The following is a 20,897-nucleotide window of genomic DNA, read 5'->3' as shown; positions in this document are numbered from 1 at the left end:
GTTTGAACTCAACAAAACCAAATATTAGTATTTTAAGCATCACTTTAGGAAGTGGAGGTGCAGAGAAAGTGATTAGCCTGTTACTTAAAATGTTAAGAACAGACTATAATGTAACACTTGTGTTATTTTACAATCACATTCATTTTCAAATCCCTGAAGATATCAATGTGGTATATTTATCTACCGAAACTCCTAACAGACCATTTTATGCAAAGTTTGCTGATTTGGTTAGCTTTAAAAAGAAATACAATGCTTTTATAAAACAAGAAAACATAAGCATTTCAATCTCTTTTTTAGCATTTCCAAACTTATTAAATGGTATGATTGCTTCAACCAATCCTAACTTAAAAACCATTATTAGTGAACGTGGGTTTCCGTCAGATAATACATCAAGTAAGCTTTCACTCTATATCTCTAAATTATTCTATCCCATATATTATAATAAGTGTACCAAACTATTTTCTAACTCTGTATATATCAATACAGATTTAAAAGATAATTTTGGAGTAAAAATCCCTATGGATGTTATATATAACCCTATAGAATTACCCGAAAAAACCATTACTCCTGAAACTTTAAATACAACTTTTAAAAACTTTAAAATTATAACAGCAGGAACTTTAAATAAACGTAAAAACCATATCATGATCCTGCGTGCATTACAAGATAATACACAACCTTATAAACTAACTATTTTAGGCGGAGGAGAATTACACAACTATTTAACCCAAGAAATTTCTAATTTAAAGTTACAAAATAAAGTAACCTTAGCAGGCAAAGTAAAACATGTTAACGAATACCTTCTAAAACAGCATTGCTTTGTATTGTCTTCGTTTACTGAAGGCTTTCCTAATGCGCTTATTGAAGCTATGGCCATGGGGTTACCTTGTATCTCTACCAATTGTTTATCTGGTCCGTTAGAATTACTAAACGATAATGAAACTATAACCATTACACCTGGCACGTTCCATCTTGGTAAATACGGAATACTCATTAACAACGATGATCATGAAGGACTTAAACACGCGTTAGCTTTTTTTAACAACAATCCTAAAGAACGTGAAAAATATAGCCAATTAAGCTTACAAAGAGCTAAAGAATACGAACTTAAGAGTATATACTCAAAATTCTATAACTTTTTAAATAATTAAAGTGTATGTGCGGAATTAACGGAATTATTACAAGAAATGGTCTTAAAGACAACAAGATAAATGGGATATTAACCAAAATGAATAATCTCATTATTCATAGAGGACCAGATCAAGACGGGGTATTCTCTGAAGAGAATAGTAACGGGTCTGTAGGTATGGCTATGAGACGATTATCTATTATAGATTTAAAATCTGGTAAACAACCTATATATACAGATGATAAAAAGATTGTAATTGTTTTTAATGGTGAAATCTATAATTATAAAATATTAAAAGCCAAATTAGAAGCAGAAGGTGTTACTTTTAATACCACAAGTGATACTGAAGTTATTATAAAACTTTACGAAAAATATGGCGTAGAATCATTCCAATGGTTAGACGGTATGTTTGCCTTTAGCATTTATGATAAAATACAAAACAAACTCTTTATTACGCGTGACTTTTTTGGAGAAAAGCCATTATATTATACACAATCTAACACGCAGTTTTTATGGGCATCAGAATTAAAATCTATCATTAACATACTCGATTTTACACCAGAAATCTCTAAAAAAGGTTTAAATCTATATTTTCGTTTAACTTACATTCCGGCACCACATACTATATATAAAAATATTTTTAAGTTAGAAGCTAACCATTATATTGAATATGATTTAGCCTCTCATACAACTACAATCACAAAAATTAATCCAGAACCTGTTCCGGTAAAACAACAAATCTCTTTTGATGATGCAAAAGCAAAAACAAAAGAATTGGTTTACAATAGTGTAAATAGCAGGTCTATTTCTGACGTTGCACTAGGAACTTTTTTATCTGGAGGTGTAGATTCTTCAATTATCTCTTTATGTTTATCGCAAGCTACAGATAGAAAAATAGATACTTTTTCAATAGGCTTTAAAAAAGCGACTTACGACGAGTCTGATAAATCTAGAGTTGTGGCTAAAATGTTAAACAGTAAGCACCATGAATTTATTATTGATGAAGACGATTTAAAAGATAACATTCATGATATTCTTGTGAATTTTGATGAGCCATTTTCTGATACGGCGGCCTTACCTACTCACCTACTCTCAAATAAAACCCGAGAGCACGTTACAGTTGCATTAACTGGTGATGGTGGAGATGAAGTTTTTGGAGGGTACAACAAATACTATATTGGTAAAATGAATAAACGCTATACCAGTATTGTACCTGAATTTTTACACAAATCTATTTTAAAACATAGCAAAAATTTCTTAATAGAAAAAGACGATGCTAGAGGTAGAAAGTTTAGAATAAAAAAACTATTACATGCAATAAATTATAAAGGTGACTTTTACTGGGATATTATTTCTCTAGCAAATACAAATAATGAAATTTCTGAAATTTTAAATTCAGATTATTTAGAGCATGATTTGTTTCAAGAGTATAAAGATATTTTAAACTTAAATAAAGCCGAAACCTTAACCGATTTCAGACAGGTTGATAAAGTTTTAAGTCTAGAAGGTGGTATGCTTGCTAAAGTAGACCGAACTAGTATGATGAACTCTTTAGAATGTAGAGCTCCCTTTTTAAATAAAGACCTTTGGGAATTTACAAATACACTGCCTGAAGATTATTTAATGAAAGGTTGGAATAAAAAATACATTTTAAAAGAAGCCTTTAAAGACCAATTCCCAGAAGAGTTTCTTGAAAAAAGTAAAAGTGGCTTTGGTTCTCCAACAGGAGATTGGTTAAGACAAAGTTTACGTAAAGAATTAGAGCGCTATATAGAGCCTAAATACCTAGAAATGCAAGGTATATTTAATAAAAATATTATAATCAAATTAGTAAAAGATCATTTAGATAGTAAAAAAGATAGTACGTTTAGAGTATGGTCTTTCTATTGTTTTCAAAAATGGTATACTTACAATTATTTAAAACAGTCTAAAGTCTAAATGTCAAAAAAAAGAATTTTATTAGTAGCATCATTTTCTCCATCTCTAATTAACTTTAGGGGAGATTTTATTGAAAGTTTAATACAAAATAATTTTGAAGTTTATACTGCGTCACCAGATTATACAGAAGAAGTTAAACAACAACTATTAACTTTAGGTGCACATCCAGTTGTATATAAATTAGAACGTACAGGCTTAAACCCTTTAAATGATTTAAAGTCTATTTCTGAACTAAAAGCAATAATAAAAACACATGACATTGATTTGGTTTTTCCTTATACAGTTAAGCCTGTAATTTATAGCTCTATTGCAGCAAACTCCTGTAATGTTCCCGTAATATCTTTAATTACAGGACTTGGGTTTGCATTCACTGGCTTAACATTTAAAGCTAGAACTTTACAAAGACTAAACGAGTTTTTATATAAAATATCTATACGTAAAAATAAAGTTATTGTTTTTCAAAATAAAGACGACTATAAATTATTCTTAGATAGAAAAATAATACCAAAAACAAATAAAGTTGCATTTGTTGGAGGCTCTGGGGTTAATTTAAATAAATATAAAACTAGAGTTAACGATAATACTTCTAACAAAATTAAATTCTTACTGGTAGCAAGATTAATTAAAGAGAAAGGAATAGAGTTATATATCGCAGCTGCTAAAAAATTAAAAAAAACGTATCCAGAAGCAGAATTTCATATTATTGGAGAGCCCGATAATTCGCCATCTTCAATAAAATTAGAAAAATTAAACAAGCTAAATAGTAAAGGAATTGTGGTTTATCACGGTAAGCAAAATAATGTTCCAGAACATTTATACCATACCGATGTGTTTGTGTTACCTACATACTATCGAGAAGGAGTTCCTAGATCTATATTAGAAGCTTTATCTGTAGGATTACCTATAATTACAACCAATACACCTGGTTGTAAAGAAACAGTTAAGAAAGATTATAATGGAATATTAATAGCTCCTAATAATTTAGAAGAATTGGTAGAAGCAATGGCAGTTTTTCTTAAAACACCTTCTAAAATCAAAGAAATGGGACGTAATAGTAGACTTTATGCTGAACAAAGATTTGATGTAAATATTATAAATAAAGAATTAATAGCTATAATTAACGAAGAAATAAAACACTAATTAAACATCATACAATCGCCATTAATTTGAAAAATACTTTAGATAAAATTGATGTATTTGCACTATTAATAGTACTTATTTTATTTATAGGCATACTTAGTAGTTACTGTAATTGGGGCTGGATTTCTGTTGGTTTTAGTATTATATTACCTGTTCTATTCATTTTAAACGTTATACTAAGCATCTATTCTATTTATAAAAAAAAGTATTTTTATTGTATTGGTGCGTGTAGCTTTTTGTTAGTTTTTAATTGGTCTTACAGCTTCAATAGTGTGTCGCAATTAAAACCTAGTGAGCTAGATAATGCTATTAGTATTTTATCATTTAATACAAAAGGGTTTAGTTACAAGTATAAAGGCGAAAAAACGACTACAAGACTTATAACATTTTTAGATTCCTTACAACCAGATATTCTAGTATTGCAAGAGTCTAACTTTCATATAACACGAAAACTGCAAGGCTATCCTTATAATTTTAATGATTTAAGATTAACTAAAGGAAAATCGCTACTCTCTATTTATTCCAAATATCCAATTGTGGATAAAGGCTATATTGATTTTCCGAATACAAGAAACAATACTATTTATGCAGATATTGTAATACAAACAGACACTATTAGATTGTATAATGTGCATTTACAATCGCATGGTTTAAATCAAAATTTAATACAATTTAATAGTAATATATATCATACCCTTTTTAATAAAGTAAGTGAGACATTTAAAAAACAAATTGAACAATCAAAACAGGTAAGAAAAAACATAGCATCTACTTCTAGAAAAATAATAATATGTGGAGACTTTAACTCGACGCGGTATGCATTACCCTATCGAATTTTAAAAGAGAATTTAAACGATTCTTATCTAGAAGAAGGTCGTGGTTTAGGTACAACATACAATTTAAAGTCAGTTCCTTTGCGGCTAGACTATATTTTAACCAATCCATCTATTAAAATATTAAGTCACCAAAATTTTGATTTACATCTGTCCGATCATGAACCTGTACTTGTAAACATTAAATTATAATATATGTATTCATAAAAAACCCTCTCAAATAATTCTATTTGAGAGGGTTTTAAGATTATAATTTAATACACTTAAGTAGTGATGTATTGATTAGTTTTTACTAAATAACTTTTGCCACCATTTTTTAGTCGTATTCGGGTTCTTTCCATAACCATAGCCATACCCGTAACCATTATTTTTATTCTGATCAGAATTATTAAGTAGGACGGTCATATTTGGTAAGCGTTTTTCATCATACATAGTTTGAGCTATACTTAAATTTCTCTTATCTAAATAATCTGCTTTAACCACATAAATAAATAAATCTGCAAAATGGCTAAACAGTAATGTATCTGTAACTAAACCTACTGCAGCTGTATCAACAACTATATAATCATATTTATCTTTTACAGTTTCAAAGAGATCTTTAACTCTATCGCTTAACAATAACTCGGCTGGATTAGGAGGTATTGTTCCTGATGGAATAATATCTAAAAACGGATTATCTTTAGTTTTAACAATAATATCTTCAATCTTAATTTTTTCATTACTGATATAATCTGTTAACCCATTGCCGTTTTCAATCTCTAAATATCTAGATCCTTTTGGTACTCTAATATCTGTTTCAATAAATAACACTCTTTTTTCGGAATGTGAAATAGATAGTGATAGGTTTACAGATGTATGCGATTTACCTTCTTTACTGGTTGTAGACGTAACAAAAATAGTTTTTGATCTATGCTTTATATTTTGCAGCATAAAATCAATATTTGTTCTTAAAATTCTAAATGCTTCTGCTTTTGGACTATAATCTACCTTTTTTACTGTAACATTTTTGGTACGTGATTTAGGTATTTCAGCAATAAAAGGAATGCTTAAATAATTAGTTAAGTCCTTTTTAGTGTGTACCTTATTATCTAAAAGATCTTTAGCATAAATTATTGATGTTGGTATTGCTAAACCAAAAATTAATGCAGCTAAATATACTAATGGAATTTTAGGACTAACAGGAATACTAGAACTTGTTGCTCTATCAATAATTTTAGCATTCGGAGAAGACATCCCTAAAGTAATTGCAGTTTCTTCCCTTTTTTCTAATAAATATAGATATAGAGATTCTTTAATATTTTGCTGTCTTGTAATGTCTCTAAATTTACGTTCTTTACCTGGTGTAGAGTAAATCTGAGCATTAATTCTTGAATCTGTACGCTGTAAGGAATTTAATGTAATTTCACTAGAAGACTTTAAATTTGTTAAACTCTGCTCTAGGTTTTGTTTTAATGCTTTTATCTGATTATCCAGATTAATTACAGTTGGGTTTTTTTCGCTTGAATTTTTTAATAAACGGTTACGTTGCATAACTAAATCGTTATGGCTTTTGGTAACTTGAGCAATTCCATTATCTTCTATCCCAACGTTCGCAGGTAATAAATCTCCTGCATCACTATTAGATTCTAAGTGATCTTCCATATAATCGATCAATTGAATCTGATTGGTAGTGGTAATTAATTTATTTTCATTTTCACGTTCAGACTGTAAGAAAATATTGGATTGTGAACTTAAGTCTGTTAATCGATTATCCTTCTTTAAAGTCTCTGCAGTTAAATCAACTTTTTCTAACTCTTGGGAAACAATATCTAATCTGTTTGTAATAAAATCTGAAGTTACTTTTATAACAGCTTCTTTATCATTAATAACATCTTCGTTATACTTATCTATTAAGGTGTTTAAAAAGTTTTCGGATTTTGAGCTAATTGTACCATTTATAGATAGTTTAATTATACTAGATCCTTTTTCATTTTCTAAAAGTAAGGTTGATTGATAGCTTTCTACCAGCTTAGATACTGGTGTAAATGCAATTTTAATTACCGAACCTATTTCTGAACCATAAGCACCTTTATTAGGAGTTAAAATCATTCCGCCAAAAGACGTGTTTATTTTATCTCCAAAATTATAACTATCGCTTTGTACACTATTATCACTTATGGATGTTAATGTTTTGGGATCGTCGTGAGATATATTAAACTTATCTTCACTAATTATAGTTACAAAAAAAGTTGTATCGACTGCGTTTATAACTGAATCACTTTTAAAGAATGTTAAACTTATAGGTGGATCTATATAGTTTTCTTTTTCCTTAATTCTACCTTGAACAAAAAATCTGATGTTTAATTTCAAATCTTTTATTACTTGTTCAATAATAGTTTTAGATTTTAATATTTCTATTTCATCAGAAATAACATCGCCTTCGTTAGATAACAATCCTGAAGACTGTAAACCTGCTAATTCTGGAAATTTATTTAGTTGTTTCTCATCTGTAATTTTTATTGTCGCTTTACTTTGATATTCGTTAGTTGAATATCTTAAAAAGATAAAAGCTATAACTAAACATGCAAACAATGATAATAGATAATACTTCCATTTGGATAAGTACAAATGAACAATGTCACTGATATGAGTATAATTATCTTGAATTTCGTTTTTCATATTATTTAAAAATTAAAGCAGTTATTGTAGCTAATGTAGCAATAGCAGAAATTAATACTACGTTATTTTGGTTATAATTAGAAGATCTTATTTTAGCTTTATTTGGCTCCACATAAATCACATCATTTTGGGTTAAGAAAAAATGAGGTGAATTCATCACATTTATCGACGTTAAATCAAATTTATAATATCTATTTTCTCCATCTATTTCTCTTATTAAAAACACATTGTCACGTCTACCATAAATTGTTAAATCTCCGGCATACCCTAAAGCTTCTGTTAACGATACTTTTTCATTCTGTAAGCTATAAGTTCCAGGACTGTTAACCTCTCCTAAAATAGTTATATTAAAATTAGCTAATCTTATATTAACTATAGGATCCTTAATGTATTCTTTTAATAAATTCTTCATGTATAGGTTAGCTTCACTTCTAGACAAGCCACCTAATTTAATAGATCCTATAACAGGAAACTCTATATTCCCTTCATTATCTATTAAATAGGTTTGCATTTTTAAAGTTCCTTGAGCCAAGTCTACAGAGCTTGCATTATAAGATACTGCTGGTAAATTAAATGGTCTGGCTGCTTCTGGATCTATTGCTGAAACATCTATGGTTAATAAATCATCTGGTTTAAATCTTATTTCAAAATCAGCTAATTCACTGGTAGTGCTAGCTGTTTCGTCTTGAAAATAAACAATACTTTCACGTTTAACTCCACAAGAGGCTAACATTAAAGAAATGATTGGTATTAATAAAAATTTAAATTGAATTTGATTAAATGTTGGTGTCATAGGTTTTTTAATTTTTACTATCTAAAGCTTCGAATTTAGAATTATTAGAGATGTATTCTGGTACAATCTCTTTTATTTTAGTTACTGTTTCCAGTGTTAAACATTTGGGATTAGTTTCGTGTAAATCAATAATTTGATTAAGTACTACTTGAGTATCAATCTCTTTAGATTTTGCAATCATTATTTTCTCATGATATGTAGGCCTTGTATTTTCGCCATTAGCCAGCAATTCTTCATAAATTTTTTCACCCGGTCTTAAGCCCGTAATTTTTATATCTATATCTGTAGGATATTTTAATCCTGATAAAGTAATCATGTTTACTGCTAAATCAAATATCTTAACAGATTTACCCATATCGAACACAAAAATTTCTCCTCCATTACCCATTGCAGCTGCTTCTAATACTAAAGAGCAAGCTTCAGGAATTGTCATAAAAAAACGAGTAATATCTTTATGTGTGACTGTTAAAGGCCCTCCATTTTCGATTTGTTTTTTAAATAAGGGTATGACAGATCCATTAGATCCTAATACATTACCAAAACGAGTGGTAATAAATTTAGTTTTTCCTTTATGATTTAAGCAACTAATATACAGCTCGGCAATACGTTTGGTTGCTCCCATAACATTTGTGGGATTCACCGCCTTATCTGTAGATATCATAACAAATTTATTTACACCGTATTTAATGGCTAAATTAGACATGTTAATGGTACCACTAATATTTACACTTACAGCTTCGTAAGGATTATTTTCCATTAAAGGAACATGTTTATAGGCCGCAGCATGAAAAATAATCTCTGGATTAAAATTTGTAAAAATTTGATCCATCCTTACAGTATTTCTTACATCTACAATTATTACTTCAAACCGTTTAATTTCGTCTTGTATAAACTCTTGCTGAAGTTCATATAAAGGCGATTCTGCTACGTCTATAAGTATTAATTTTTTATAATTAAATTTGGTTAGTTTTCTTGCTATTTCACTACCTATAGATCCAGCAGCTCCTGTTACTATTATAACTTTATCTTCGTATTCATCAATTAAAATTGGATTGTCTATACTAATAGGTTCGCGCCCAAGTAAATCTTCAATCCTAACATCTTTAATCTGACTGATTTGTAATTCGCCATCAATCCATTGTTGAACTGGAGGCGTTATTTTAACTTTTATAGATTTATCTAGAAATTCTTTTGTAATGTCTAATAAGCGTTCGGAGCTAATATTTTGAATAGAAATAATAACTTCATCTATTTTATGTTTTTCAATAAAATCTGTAGTTATATGCTTAGAATCATAAACCTCTAACAGGTTTATTTTTTTTCCAACCTTCTTACTATTATCATCTATAAAACCAAAAATTTCAATATTACTTTTAGCATCATTAGTAATAGCATCGTAAGTTACCATTCCTGCATTACCTGCTCCATATATTAAAATACGATGATGTTCTAAATTATAAAAACTTTTATCGGATATAATACTATGGTATATTGATCTAATAAAAAATTTAGCACCAATAAGAAAAAATATATTAAGTAGTAAATGTATGTAAATAACAGATCCTGCAATATCGAAAATAGAATCGTAATTATATTTTCTACTTATATAAGTACTAATTATTAAAAGGGTGGCCAATAAATTAATGCCAACAATTATATTTACAACATCTTTGACTCCTGTGTAACGTACTACACCTTTATGAGACCCCACAACCATAAAACTTATTGCAGCAGCAATAAGAACAAACGGTATTTGCTTTAAAAATTTGCTAAAGTCAAAAGCGATTTCAAAATTATATCTTATTAAATAAGCTAAAAAAAACGTAGACGCCACTAAACATAAATCTACCAATAAAACCAGCCATTTAGAGGCATACCTTTTAGATAATTTAACAAGTATGTTGTTTAGTCTATTCAAAATAATTTATAATTAATGAAACTATTCTTTCTAGATCTTCTGTAGTTAGATTAGATCCACTTGGTAAACATAAACCACGTTGAAACAAATCGTCTGAAACACCATTTAAATAAGACGGTGCATCTTTAAAAACGGGTTGTTGGTGCATGGGTTTCCATAGCGGTCGTGTTTCTATATTATCTTCTTCTAAAAAGACTCTAAGTCCTTCTTGATTTTTATTACTATCTAACAAAATACAGGTTAACCATCTGTTGGAATAATAATCTTTTGGTTCTGCTAAAAACGTAATATGTTTTATGTGACTTAATTTAGATACATAATAATCGTAATTGGCACGTCTTTTATTAACATGATCTTCTAAAACCATCATCTGTCCTCTTCCAATTCCTGCTACAATATTAGACATTCTATAATTATACCCAATGTGAGAATGTACATATGCTACATCCTTATCTTTTGCTTGTGTCGCTAAAAAAACAGCTTTTTCTTTCTGTGTTTTATTAGATGTCACTAAAGCTCCTCCTCCAGACGTTGTTATAATTTTATTTCCGTTAAAAGATAATATGGACAATTCTCCAAACGTACCGCACTTCTGATTTTTGTAATGACTTCCCAAAGCCTCTGCACTATCTTCTACAATTGGTATATTATATTGTTTAGAGACAGCATGAATTTCTTCTTTTTTATATGGCATTCCATATAAGTGTACTGCGATTATAGCTTTTGGTGTTTTACCTTTAGAAATTCTATCTTTTATGGCACGTTCTAATTCTATGGGGCACATATTCCAAGTATCTCGTTCACTATCTACAAAAACTGGAGTTGCACCTTGATAAACAATTGGATTTGCAGATGCTGAAAAAGTTTTAGACTGACAAATAACTTCATCGCCTGGACCAACATCTAAGAGTATTAAAGCTAAGTGTAAAGCTGCAGTACCAGAACTTAAAGCTGCAATTTCTTTATTGTCTTTTAGAAAATGTTTTAAATCATCTTCAAAACCAGAAACATTAGGCCCTAATGGAGCAATCCAATTAGTTGAAAAAGCTTCGTGTATAAAGTCTAATTCATGTCCGCCCATATGCGGTGATGATAACCATATTTTTGAATTCATAAGTAAAATTGTTATATCAAAATTTAAAACAATTTTTATGTCTATTTAGGGAGTTGTAACATAAAAATAATACAAAAATCAATCTCAGATTGAATTGCTATTCCTACAAAATGTTTATAAATATCCATAATAATACGAGTGCAAATCAAATAAAAACGATGAATAGCAGATATTTACGTTAATTCATATTTAAAGAGAAAATCAATAATTTTAATAGTATATACATTAAAAAATTGCATTTAAATATGTGTAATTACATACTAAAATTTTAGCTTTATAACTACATAGCTTTAAGAATTTGTTTTAAATCACTTAAGTTTTTAATCTTAAAATCTGGTGTCTGTGCTGCTGTTAAAGCTATATTCTGTGAATGTATATTAACCCCATTATCTAAAAGACAAACAGTAACCCAACCTAAAGCTTTAGGCGCTATAAAATCTTTCTTTACATTATCTCCAACATACATATATTTAGCCTCACCATATTTATCACTATAGAATTTAAAATTATTTACATTAGGCTTTTCTGAACCAAATTCTTCAGATATTATTATATCATCTAAAAAGCAATCTAAACCTAAAGCTGTAATCTTATTGCGTTGTTGAATACTTCTTCCATCTGTAACCAAACCAATTTTATACACATGTGATTTTAAATACTTTAGTATTTCACTGGTAGTTAAACCTAAAGTGATTTGAGGATTATGATGCCTATAAGTTGTTAATAATGTTTCTACAGTAATATCTTTTACTTGTGTTAGTTTAATTATAGCTTCAAAAACATTTACTCCTTTAGTATAAAATTTAATCATCTCATTATATATGTTTTGAGATGATTGTTGTGATTTTACAGAAATCATATACGCTATTTCTTGATAAGCCGATTTTAAAAAATCTATTTCATTATATAAAGTATCGTCTAAATCAAGTACTACTATAATCTTATCCTTTATAGCCATGAACCAAAATTTCGCTATCGTATCTTAGCATTAATAGTTGATCTTCCCAATCCACAAACGAGTCTATAGTTTTATCTAATAAATATTCTTGAATAATCCATTTTGGATAGTTTGCTCCAGCTAGATAAGACAAAGGGTAGCCTCCACCAAATCGTGCATTTATTTCTATACCATATACTGTATCGTTTTCTTTATGTTTAAAAAATTGAGCTGTAAGACAACCTACAGCTCCCTCAATATATGTTAAGTTTTTAGAAATGTATTCTAGTAAACTATTCTTTACTGTAATCCCTTTATTTACTTCACCATCTCTTACCGTTATTCGCTTTCTAGGTACTATACATTTTAAATCGTTGTGTTTACTATAATATAAATCACAAGTAAATTCTTCATATTCATTGTGATCTATATATTCAAAGAAAATTAAATTATCATTTTTAAAATGATAGTCTGTTAAATCTGACTCTTTAAGAATTTTAAAATTGTCAACACTTCTACTTCCGTTTAAAGGCTTAATATAAAGAGGTAATTTATAATTTGTTTTTGAGTATTCTTTAGCAACATTAATATTATGATCTGTAAAGAAAGTTTGTGTTTTTCTTTTATCTCTACAAATGTTTATTAAACGATCTGATGAAATTATAGGGGTAATACCTTTATTTAAGAACAACCCTTTATTTTCAGATAATACCTTTAATTCAGTGTCAATAGTAGGAATAATTAATTTAATATTATTAGCTACGCATAAATCTATTAGAGCTGTTAAATAGTTTTTATCACTAATTAATGGCAAATGAAAAAAACCATCGGAGGCATGACAAGCAGAAGACAAATTCGGACTAAAATCAGTTGTTAGTACTTTACCCTCTGGGAATAAAGTTTTTAACTCTTTCTGAAAAGCTTTCACTAAAGATACTCGCCTTCCTGCACATGTAATTAATATATTCATTGTTACTCTTATTGATTAATTTAGCTAATGAAATTGTATTTATTTTATAATGTTAAGCAATTATCTATTTTCTTTAAATTACATGTAATCAATTATAAATCCGGTTATTAACATTTCATTATTCAACAATTAGTATCTTAACTATCTAATTATTTAAAGCGCTGTAAACTTCATAAATAAATAGTTTCCAATCAAAAATAATCTTTGAATTGTAGTATAATTACTTTTATCAGTCATTATTATTCTTTTCTGAAAATTAGAATAAACACTGTATCACAGTTTAATTATAACAAATATTCTTATGTAGATATAGGTTTAATATTGTAAAACCTAAATAATAAATTATATTAGTAGTTTAAAACTTAGAAGCAATAATAGATTAAATTTGTTAATGTATTAAAACAAACAGACAAGGCTCTAGCACAAATTAATTAACACAAATCTTATAGTTCTTAAATTCTTATCAACTAAGTATAATACCATCATGTATAAAAATGTATTTAAAAGAGTAATCGATCTATCTGCATCGTTAATAGGTTTTATTATCTTATTACCTATTTTTTTACTAGTAACATTAATTTTATTAATTACAAATGGACAACCCTTCTTTTTCCAAAGTAGACCAGGTAAAAATGAAAAAGTTTTTAGAATAATGAAGTTTAAATCCATGTCTGATAAAAAAGATAAAAATGGAAAACTTTTACCCGATGCAGAACGTGTAACTACGCTAGGTATTTTTATTAGAAAGTTTTCTCTTGATGAAATACCTCAATTACTTAATGTCATAAAAGGAGATATGAGCTTAATAGGACCTAGACCATTATTAGTTAAATACTTACCATATTATACAGAAGAAGAAAAAATAAGACACACTGTTAGACCTGGTATAACTGGTTTAGCACAAATATCTGGTAGAAATTCTATTGGTTGGGACGATAAGCTTGCTAAGGATATTGAATATGTTAAAAATCTAAGTTTTAAAACAGACCTTATTATATTATTTAAAACTGTAGAAAAAGTAGTTAAAGGTTCTGATATAAATTTAAGTCCAGATGAATTAGATTTTGATGAATATAGAACAGTAAAAAAAACTAAATTCATAAGTTAAAACAAATATCTCTATTATATTTAAAATCTATTACTGTTACAATTCTATTTTAATCTAAAATTAAAAAAAGAATATTTTAAGTAAAACTGGTTTGATAAAAATAATCTACGCATTCCAATATTAAATTTTATATACCAATAAATAATTTGCGAAGGAAATAACGCTAATAAAACAAACTTCTTCTTAGTATATAAATACGGTTTTAGTCTTAATAAATACCTGAATAATTTTTCTGGAGTTAATAAAAAAGCTTTTACACTTACTAAAATATCTTTTTTAGTACGATCTGTATCGATAGTCAATCCTTTTGAAAAATCACCCACATTAGAGTAAAATCCTTCCGAAATTTTAATCATTTCTGAAATGTTCTTTTTAGAAGTAAATAAACCAACTCGTAAAGCATAATTTGTCATTTCTTCTTGTACAATATCATTAGAATAACATATTTTATCTAATTGTAAAAGCAGTGTTTTAAACTCTTCAAACATAAAAGTTTGAATGTTTAAAATATGATCATTATAAATTCTTTTTTCATCTTCTTGATGAAATTCTTTTGAATAATTTGGTAAATTTATATCATAAGAAACAGTACTCCCATGTGGTGCCGATAATAATTGTTCATTTAATTCTATGTTTCCTCTAAGAATGTGGTCTGAATAACTAGCAAATGGATAGACTGAAAAATTTAAACCATAACGTTTTGTTTCAGGAGTTATATTATAAACTTCTCTAATACCTAAGTAATAACCATAAACATGTACCTTCCCTTTAAAATAATCAAATAATTTTTCTTGCATAGTACCACCCCAACCAATATCTGCAAGATGCATACCTTCTGTTAAAAAATCGACATTAAAAGACTTTAAATAGCTATCAAAATAACGTTTTTGTTCAGCACGTTTTAAATCATAATTTTTAATAAATAGTGCATTATTTTTTAAAGCCAAATAAACCTCAGAATCTAAAAAGTTTGGAATACTATCAGATGCAATGGCATTTAATCCTAAATCATCAATAATAGCATTTACTATTTCTGATTCAAAATCAAAATTATTTAAAAATCCTTTTAAAGATAATTTTGGATATTTATGTCTTAAAAAATAAAATTGTTCTGTATCTATACTTTTTAAAGACACTAACATACTAGCTTGTCTTGATGTTTTTAAGTAATGTGTTTTTATAAGGTCTTGATCATTTAAAACAACATAATTTTGATAATAGTCAAACAATTTTTTTAGATATAAACCTTCTCTCGACAAAAAGAAAATATTTTTTACACCACATTGTTTTAGTTTAAAGTATAAGCGTTCTGTATAATTATAATAGAATAAAATATAGTCACTATTGCCAGGAGCTGCTTTTGTGTTACAGCGTTTATAAACTCCATTAATAACTTTTTTATAGTCTTTAATATCTGAACCTTTAGAATATTTTAATTTTGTTTTAGAGTAATTTTTATTTGGAATATATAGCGTTTGTAAATTACTTTTTTGAGCATTTAAAATATCGTGATTATAATTATCTCCTATCATTACAACCGTTTTTGAGTCTAATTGAAGCCGATTAATAAGATAAGGATATAAGTTTGTACTATGCTTACTTTTTTGGCATTCAGAAGATACAAATACATCTGTAAAAAGTTCTAAGATATTATGGTATTCAAGTAAACTTTTAAGTACTTTTTTAGAAGTATAAAAATCAGAAACACAATAAATTTTATGTCCTTTTTCTTTAAGTACTTGCAATTGTGTAATTGTATTTGAATTTAAAAACTGTACTTTTTTTTCCACTACTATATCTGCTTTTTCAAAATAATCTTGAAATACAGCTAAAGAAATATTATATAAAAGGTCAGAACAAACAAGCCTATTGTAGATTTCATTTATAACTAATGAATATTCAATTTCAACATGTAAGAGATTGAATTTATCACTTAAAAAATGTTCAACTTCTTTACGAATAAAATATAACGTATCAATATCAACATTAATTCCTAATGCCCTTATTATAGTTTTAGACCATAATCTCATGACGTAATTAGGATGTACATCTCTATGTACTAAAGTATCAAACATATCACAAAAAATGACAGATTCTGAATCTATACATTTTGCAAAAGCACCACTTGTCTTTTTCATTCAAATATAGGTTAATTGACTAGGGAGGGTCTGATTATAAAATTATAATAAGATGTAAGGTATGACTAGATTTATCTTTCCTTAAACTTAAAATAATTGTATTTAGCTAATACAACATGAATGTAATTTTTTTTTGATTTGAAAAAATTCTTTTTCGATAAGTATCAAATAAAAACTATAAAAAGTAAATATATAAGAAGAATAATAATGATAATGATTGAAAACGTACGAACTAAAGCTCATAAAACAATATTAAATAAATAGAAATCTATTAGTTTAATTATTTTTTAAAACTTTTTATACACTGATAATGTATGATGAGATGAAATTAATATAAGTAAATAATACTATAATTGACGAAGGAATACTATTTAATATATAGTATATAGTATATAATAAAAAACAAATGTTTTATATAACTATTCGATTAACTCAAAATACGACTAAGCCTAACATATGTATGTTGGGCTTTTTTATGTTACATAATATTTGTAAGAAGTAGTAAGGTTAGATTATAAACAAAAAAAATCCTGAACAAAATATTGTTCAGGATTAGTTTAAAAAAGGCGACGACCTACTCTCCCACAAATGCAGTACCATTGGCGCTAATGGGCTTAACTTCTCTGTTCGGAATGGTAAGAGGTGAGCCCCATCGCAATAATCACCTTAAATTGTTGGTTGTTGGTTTGTAGTTTTTGGTTGTTGGATCTTTTTCCAACTAATAACCATGAACTAACAACTATCAACCGCGCTCATAGCGCAAATATCTTAACATATTGAAAAATACCCGGAGGTTATATACATATATACTCTAATAATAATTCTTGTACTCGTCTAAAAAAAACAGGCGTACAATAAGCCTATGGGTTATTAGTACTACTCGGCTATGACATTACTGTCTTTACACCTATAGCCTATCAACGTGGTCATCTCCCACGACCCTTTAAAGAAATCTCATCTTGTGGTGGGTTTCGCGCTTATATGCTTTCAGCGCTTATCCCTTCCCAACGTAGCTACTCTGCAATGCTCCTGGCGGAACAACAGATACACCAGAGGTTGGTCCAACTCGGTCCTCTCGTACTAGAGTCAGATCCACTCAAATTTCTAACGCCCACAGTAGATAGAGACCGAACTGTCTCACGACGTTCTGAACCCAGCTCGCGTGCCACTTTAATGGGCGAACAGCCCAACCCTTGGGACCTTCTCCAGCCCCAGGATGTGACGAGCCGACATCGAGGTGCCAAACCCCCCCGTCGATATGAGCTCTTGGGGGAGATCAGCCTGTTATCCCCGGCGTACCTTTTATCCTTTGAGCGATGGCCCTTCCATGCGGAACCACCGGATCACTATGCTCTACTTTCGTACCTGATCGACTTGTAGGTCTCTCAGTCAAGCTCCCTTATGCCATTGCACTCTACGCACGGTTACCAAGCGTGCTGAGGGAACCTTTAGAAGCCTCCGTTACTCTTTTGGAGGCGACCACCCCAGTCAAACTACCCACCAAGCACTGTCCCTTCTGAAGAAGGTTAGACTCTAGATAAGCAAAGGGTGGTATTTCAACAATGACTCCACAACACCTAGCGATGCCGCTTCAAAGTCTCCCACCTATCCTACACATTACTTATCCAAAACCAATACTAAGCTATAGTAAAGGTGCACGGGGTCTTTTCGTCCCACTGCGGGTAATCGGCATCTTCACCGATACTACAATTTCACCGAGCTCATGGTTGAGACAGTGTCCAGATCGTTGCACCATTCGTGCAGGTCGGAACTTACCCGACAAGGAATTTCGCTACCTTAGGACCGTTATAGTTACGGCCGCCGTTTACTGGGGCTTCATTTTAGACCTTCGCATTACTGCTAAGCCCACCACTTAACCTTCCAGCACCGGGCAGGTGTCAGGCCATATACGTCATCTTTCAATTTAGCATAGCCCTGTGTTTTTGATAAACAGTCGCCTGGACCTTTTCACTGCGGCCCATCCGAAGATGGGCGACCCTTCTCCCGAAGTTACGGGTCTATTTTGCCTAGTTCCTTAACCATGAATCTCTCGAGCTCCTTAGAATTCTCATCCCAACTACCTGTGTCGGTTTAGGGTACGGGCTGCTTCTCTCGCTTTTCTTGGAAGTCGCTTCTCTGGATTATCACCTTGACCGTAGTCGCAGTGTACTATCGGAGTGTTACCACATCCTTCAACGTACTATTCCGTCAGTACGCACCAAATATACGCCTCCGTCACTTTTATTGAGAGCAGGTACAGGAATATTAACCTGTTGTCCATCCACTACCCCTTTCGGGTTCGCGTTAGGTCCCGACTAACCCTCAGCTGATTAGCATAGCTGAGGAAACCTTAGTCTTTCGGAGTGCGGGTTTCTCGCCCGCATTATCGTTACTTATGCCTACATTTTCTTTTCTATCCGTTCCAGCATACCTCGCAGTACACCTTCAACACAAATAGAATGCTCCCCTACCACAATTGCTTGTCCATAGCTTCGGTAATATGTTTATGCCCGATTATTATCCATGCCGAACCGCTCGACTAGTGAGCTGTTACGCACTCTTTAAATGAATGGCTGCTTCCAAGCCAACATCCTAGCTGTCAAAGCAGTTCAACCGCGTTTTTTCAACTTAACATATATTTGGGGACCTTAGCTGATGGTCTGGGTTCTTTCCCTCTCGGACATGGACCTTAGCACCCATGCCCTCACTGCTGCAGAACATTTTATAGCATTCGGAGTTTGTCAGGAATTGGTAGGCGGTGAAGCCCCCGCATCCAATCAGTAGCTCTACCTCTATAAAACTATATTGCAACGCTGCACCTAAATGCATTTCGGGGAGTACGAGCTATTTCCGAGTTTGATTGGCCTTTCACCCCTACCCACAGGTCATCCGAAGACTTTTCAACGTCAACCGGTTCGGTCCTCCACTGTATGTTACTACAGCTTCAACCTGCCCATGGGTAGATCACACGGTTTCGCGTCTACCACTACTAACTAAAGCGCCCTATTCAGACTCGCTTTCGCTACGGATCCGTGACTTAATCACTTAACCTTGCTAGCAACGGTAACTCGTAGGCTCATTATGCAAAAGGCACGCCGTCACCCTAATGGGCTCCGACCGCTTGTAAGCGTATGGTTTCAGGATCTATTTCACTCCCTTATTCAGGGTTCTTTTCACCTTTCCCTCACGGTACTAGTTCACTATCGGTCTCTCAGGAGTATTTAGCCTTAACGGATGGTCCCGCCAAATTCACACAGGGTTTCACGTGCCCCGCACTACTCAGGATACCACTATCGCGCCAATCTTTACCTATACGGGACTATCACCCTCTATGGTCACTCTTTCCAAAGTGTTCTAATTCATCATGGTCTGAATAATGTGGTCCTACAACCCCAATGTTGCCGTAACAACACTGGTTTGGGCTAATCCGCGTTCGCTCGCCACTACTTACGGAATCACTTTTGTTTTCTTCTCCTCCGGGTACTTAGATGTTTCAGTTCTCCGGGTTTGCCTCCCTAAGGATACTATATCTTCAATATAGTGGGTTGCCCCATTCGGATATTTGCGGATCACATTGTATGTGCCAATCCCCGCAACTTTTCGCAGCTTATCACGTCCTTCATCGCCTCTGAGAGCCTAGGCATTCCCCATACGCCCTTATTTAGCTTATTGTACTTTTTGCTTTTTTAATGAGTTTGTTTTTAGTTAAAAGCTCGTAAACTTTAACTAAAAACGAATTATTATTGTTTAAAATTTAACCTATATAGTATGTGCAATACTACATAAGCTAATATCTTAATGTATTTTTATGTATCTTTTTCAATATGTCAATGAACGTGTGGCTGTTCTTACTAATTAAATTAGCTTGAATCTTATGCCGTTGTGGAGAATATCGGAGTCGAACCGATGACCTCCTGCGTGCAAGGCAGGCGCTCTAGCCAGCTGAGCTAATCCCCCAAATTTAGTTTTGAGTTCTTAGTTGTTTGTTTTTAGTCCCTAGATCCTCATTGTATCTAACAACGATTAACAATGAACTAACAACTAATACCCAACTTCTAAAATTTCCTTTTCTCATTATATTTAGTAGTCTCAGGCAGACTCGAACTGCCGACCTCTACATTATCAGTGTAGCGCTCTAACCAGCTGAGCTATGAGACTCTAACTATAATAAGTATTTCTTTAAATTAACAGCTAAGAATAAATCATTCCTTTTGCAAAACC

General features: G+C 30.8%; 12 protein-coding genes, 2 tRNA genes and 2 rRNA genes. 5 read left to right on the top strand and 11 right to left on the bottom strand.

Annotation, left to right across the window (positions count from 1 at the left end; all coding sequences use genetic code 11):
* The first annotated feature begins 2 nt into the window (after positions 1-2).
* Genes FNB79_RS10155 through FNB79_RS10140 form a run of 4 tightly spaced genes read left to right on the top strand, consistent with a single transcriptional unit; the run spans position 3 to position 5,232 of the window.
* Positions 3-1,151: a glycosyltransferase gene (locus FNB79_RS10155; RefSeq protein ID WP_143381195.1), complete on the top strand. Its 1,149-nt coding sequence runs from the start codon at positions 3-5 to the stop codon at positions 1,149-1,151.
* 5 nt (positions 1,152-1,156) lie between these two features.
* Positions 1,157-3,067 (top strand): asparagine synthase (glutamine-hydrolyzing), encoded by a 1,911-nt coding sequence (gene asnB, locus FNB79_RS10150; RefSeq protein ID WP_143381194.1) that lies wholly within the window; start codon positions 1,157-1,159, stop codon positions 3,065-3,067.
* Positions 3,068-4,207 (top strand): glycosyltransferase family 4 protein, encoded by a 1,140-nt coding sequence (locus FNB79_RS10145; RefSeq protein WP_143381193.1) that lies wholly within the window; start codon positions 3,068-3,070, stop codon positions 4,205-4,207.
* Positions 4,208-4,233: 26 nt separating this feature from the next.
* On the top strand, positions 4,234-5,232 hold the full coding sequence (locus tag FNB79_RS10140; RefSeq protein ID WP_185967756.1) for an endonuclease/exonuclease/phosphatase family protein: 999 nt from the start codon (positions 4,234-4,236) through the stop codon (positions 5,230-5,232).
* A 90-nt stretch (positions 5,233-5,322) separates the two neighbouring features.
* Here the strand turns inward: FNB79_RS10140 and FNB79_RS10135 are convergent, their stop codons facing one another.
* The 6 genes from FNB79_RS10135 to FNB79_RS10110 all read right to left on the bottom strand — a co-directional run bounded on the left by FNB79_RS10135 (position 5,323) and on the right by FNB79_RS10110 (position 13,430).
* Positions 5,323-7,698, bottom strand: a complete 2,376-nt coding sequence (locus tag FNB79_RS10135; protein ID WP_143381191.1) for a GumC family protein — start codon at positions 7,696-7,698, stop codon at positions 5,323-5,325.
* Position 7,699: 1 nt separating this feature from the next.
* Positions 7,700-8,491, bottom strand: coding sequence for a polysaccharide biosynthesis/export family protein (locus FNB79_RS10130; RefSeq protein ID WP_143381190.1), 792 nt, complete (start codon positions 8,489-8,491; stop codon positions 7,700-7,702).
* Between the two features lie 7 nt (positions 8,492-8,498).
* Positions 8,499-10,409 carry a polysaccharide biosynthesis protein gene (locus FNB79_RS10125; RefSeq protein ID WP_143381189.1) on the bottom strand — a complete coding sequence of 637 codons (1,911 nt, stop codon included), beginning with the start codon at positions 10,407-10,409 and terminating at the stop codon, positions 8,499-8,501.
* Complete coding sequence (locus tag FNB79_RS10120; RefSeq protein WP_143381188.1) at positions 10,402-11,523, bottom strand: DegT/DnrJ/EryC1/StrS family aminotransferase; 1,122 nt, start codon at positions 11,521-11,523, stop codon at positions 10,402-10,404. Before FNB79_RS10120 ends, FNB79_RS10125 begins: the two co-directional genes overlap by 8 nt.
* 280 nt (positions 11,524-11,803) lie before the next feature.
* The gene (locus FNB79_RS10115; protein WP_143381187.1) at positions 11,804-12,481 is read right to left on the bottom strand and encodes an HAD family hydrolase; all 678 of its coding nucleotides are present in this window, start codon (positions 12,479-12,481) and stop codon (positions 11,804-11,806) included.
* Positions 12,465-13,430, bottom strand: coding sequence for an ATP-grasp domain-containing protein (locus FNB79_RS10110; RefSeq protein WP_143381186.1), 966 nt, complete (start codon positions 13,428-13,430; stop codon positions 12,465-12,467). Before FNB79_RS10110 ends, FNB79_RS10115 begins: the two co-directional genes overlap by 17 nt.
* A 484-nt stretch (positions 13,431-13,914) precedes the next feature.
* On the opposite strand from FNB79_RS10110, the gene FNB79_RS10105 reads away from it, so the two are divergent.
* Positions 13,915-14,538 carry a sugar transferase gene (locus FNB79_RS10105; RefSeq protein WP_143381185.1) on the top strand — a complete coding sequence of 208 codons (624 nt, stop codon included), beginning with the start codon at positions 13,915-13,917 and terminating at the stop codon, positions 14,536-14,538.
* 44 nt (positions 14,539-14,582) lie between these two features.
* Here FNB79_RS10105 and FNB79_RS10100 read toward each other — a convergent pair whose 3' ends face one another.
* From FNB79_RS10100 to FNB79_RS10080, 5 genes are all read right to left on the bottom strand, one after another.
* Positions 14,583-16,676, bottom strand: coding sequence for an HAD family hydrolase (locus FNB79_RS10100; RefSeq protein WP_143381184.1), 2,094 nt, complete (start codon positions 16,674-16,676; stop codon positions 14,583-14,585).
* A 561-nt stretch (positions 16,677-17,237) separates the two neighbouring features.
* Positions 17,238-17,345, bottom strand: a 5S ribosomal RNA gene (rrf, locus tag FNB79_RS10095).
* Between the two features lie 181 nt (positions 17,346-17,526).
* Positions 17,527-20,348, bottom strand: a 23S ribosomal RNA gene (locus FNB79_RS10090).
* A 211-nt stretch (positions 20,349-20,559) separates the two neighbouring features.
* Positions 20,560-20,633 (bottom strand) — tRNA-Ala (locus FNB79_RS10085).
* 127 nt (positions 20,634-20,760) lie between these two features.
* Positions 20,761-20,834 (bottom strand) — tRNA-Ile (locus FNB79_RS10080).
* Positions 20,835-20,897: the final 63 nt, after the last annotated feature.

Origin of the sequence: Formosa sediminum (assembly GCF_007197735.1) — a bacterium.
Classification (GTDB): Bacteria; Bacteroidota; Bacteroidia; order Flavobacteriales; family Flavobacteriaceae; genus Formosa; species Formosa sediminum.
This window is presented reverse-complemented; position numbering and strand designations above follow the sequence as displayed.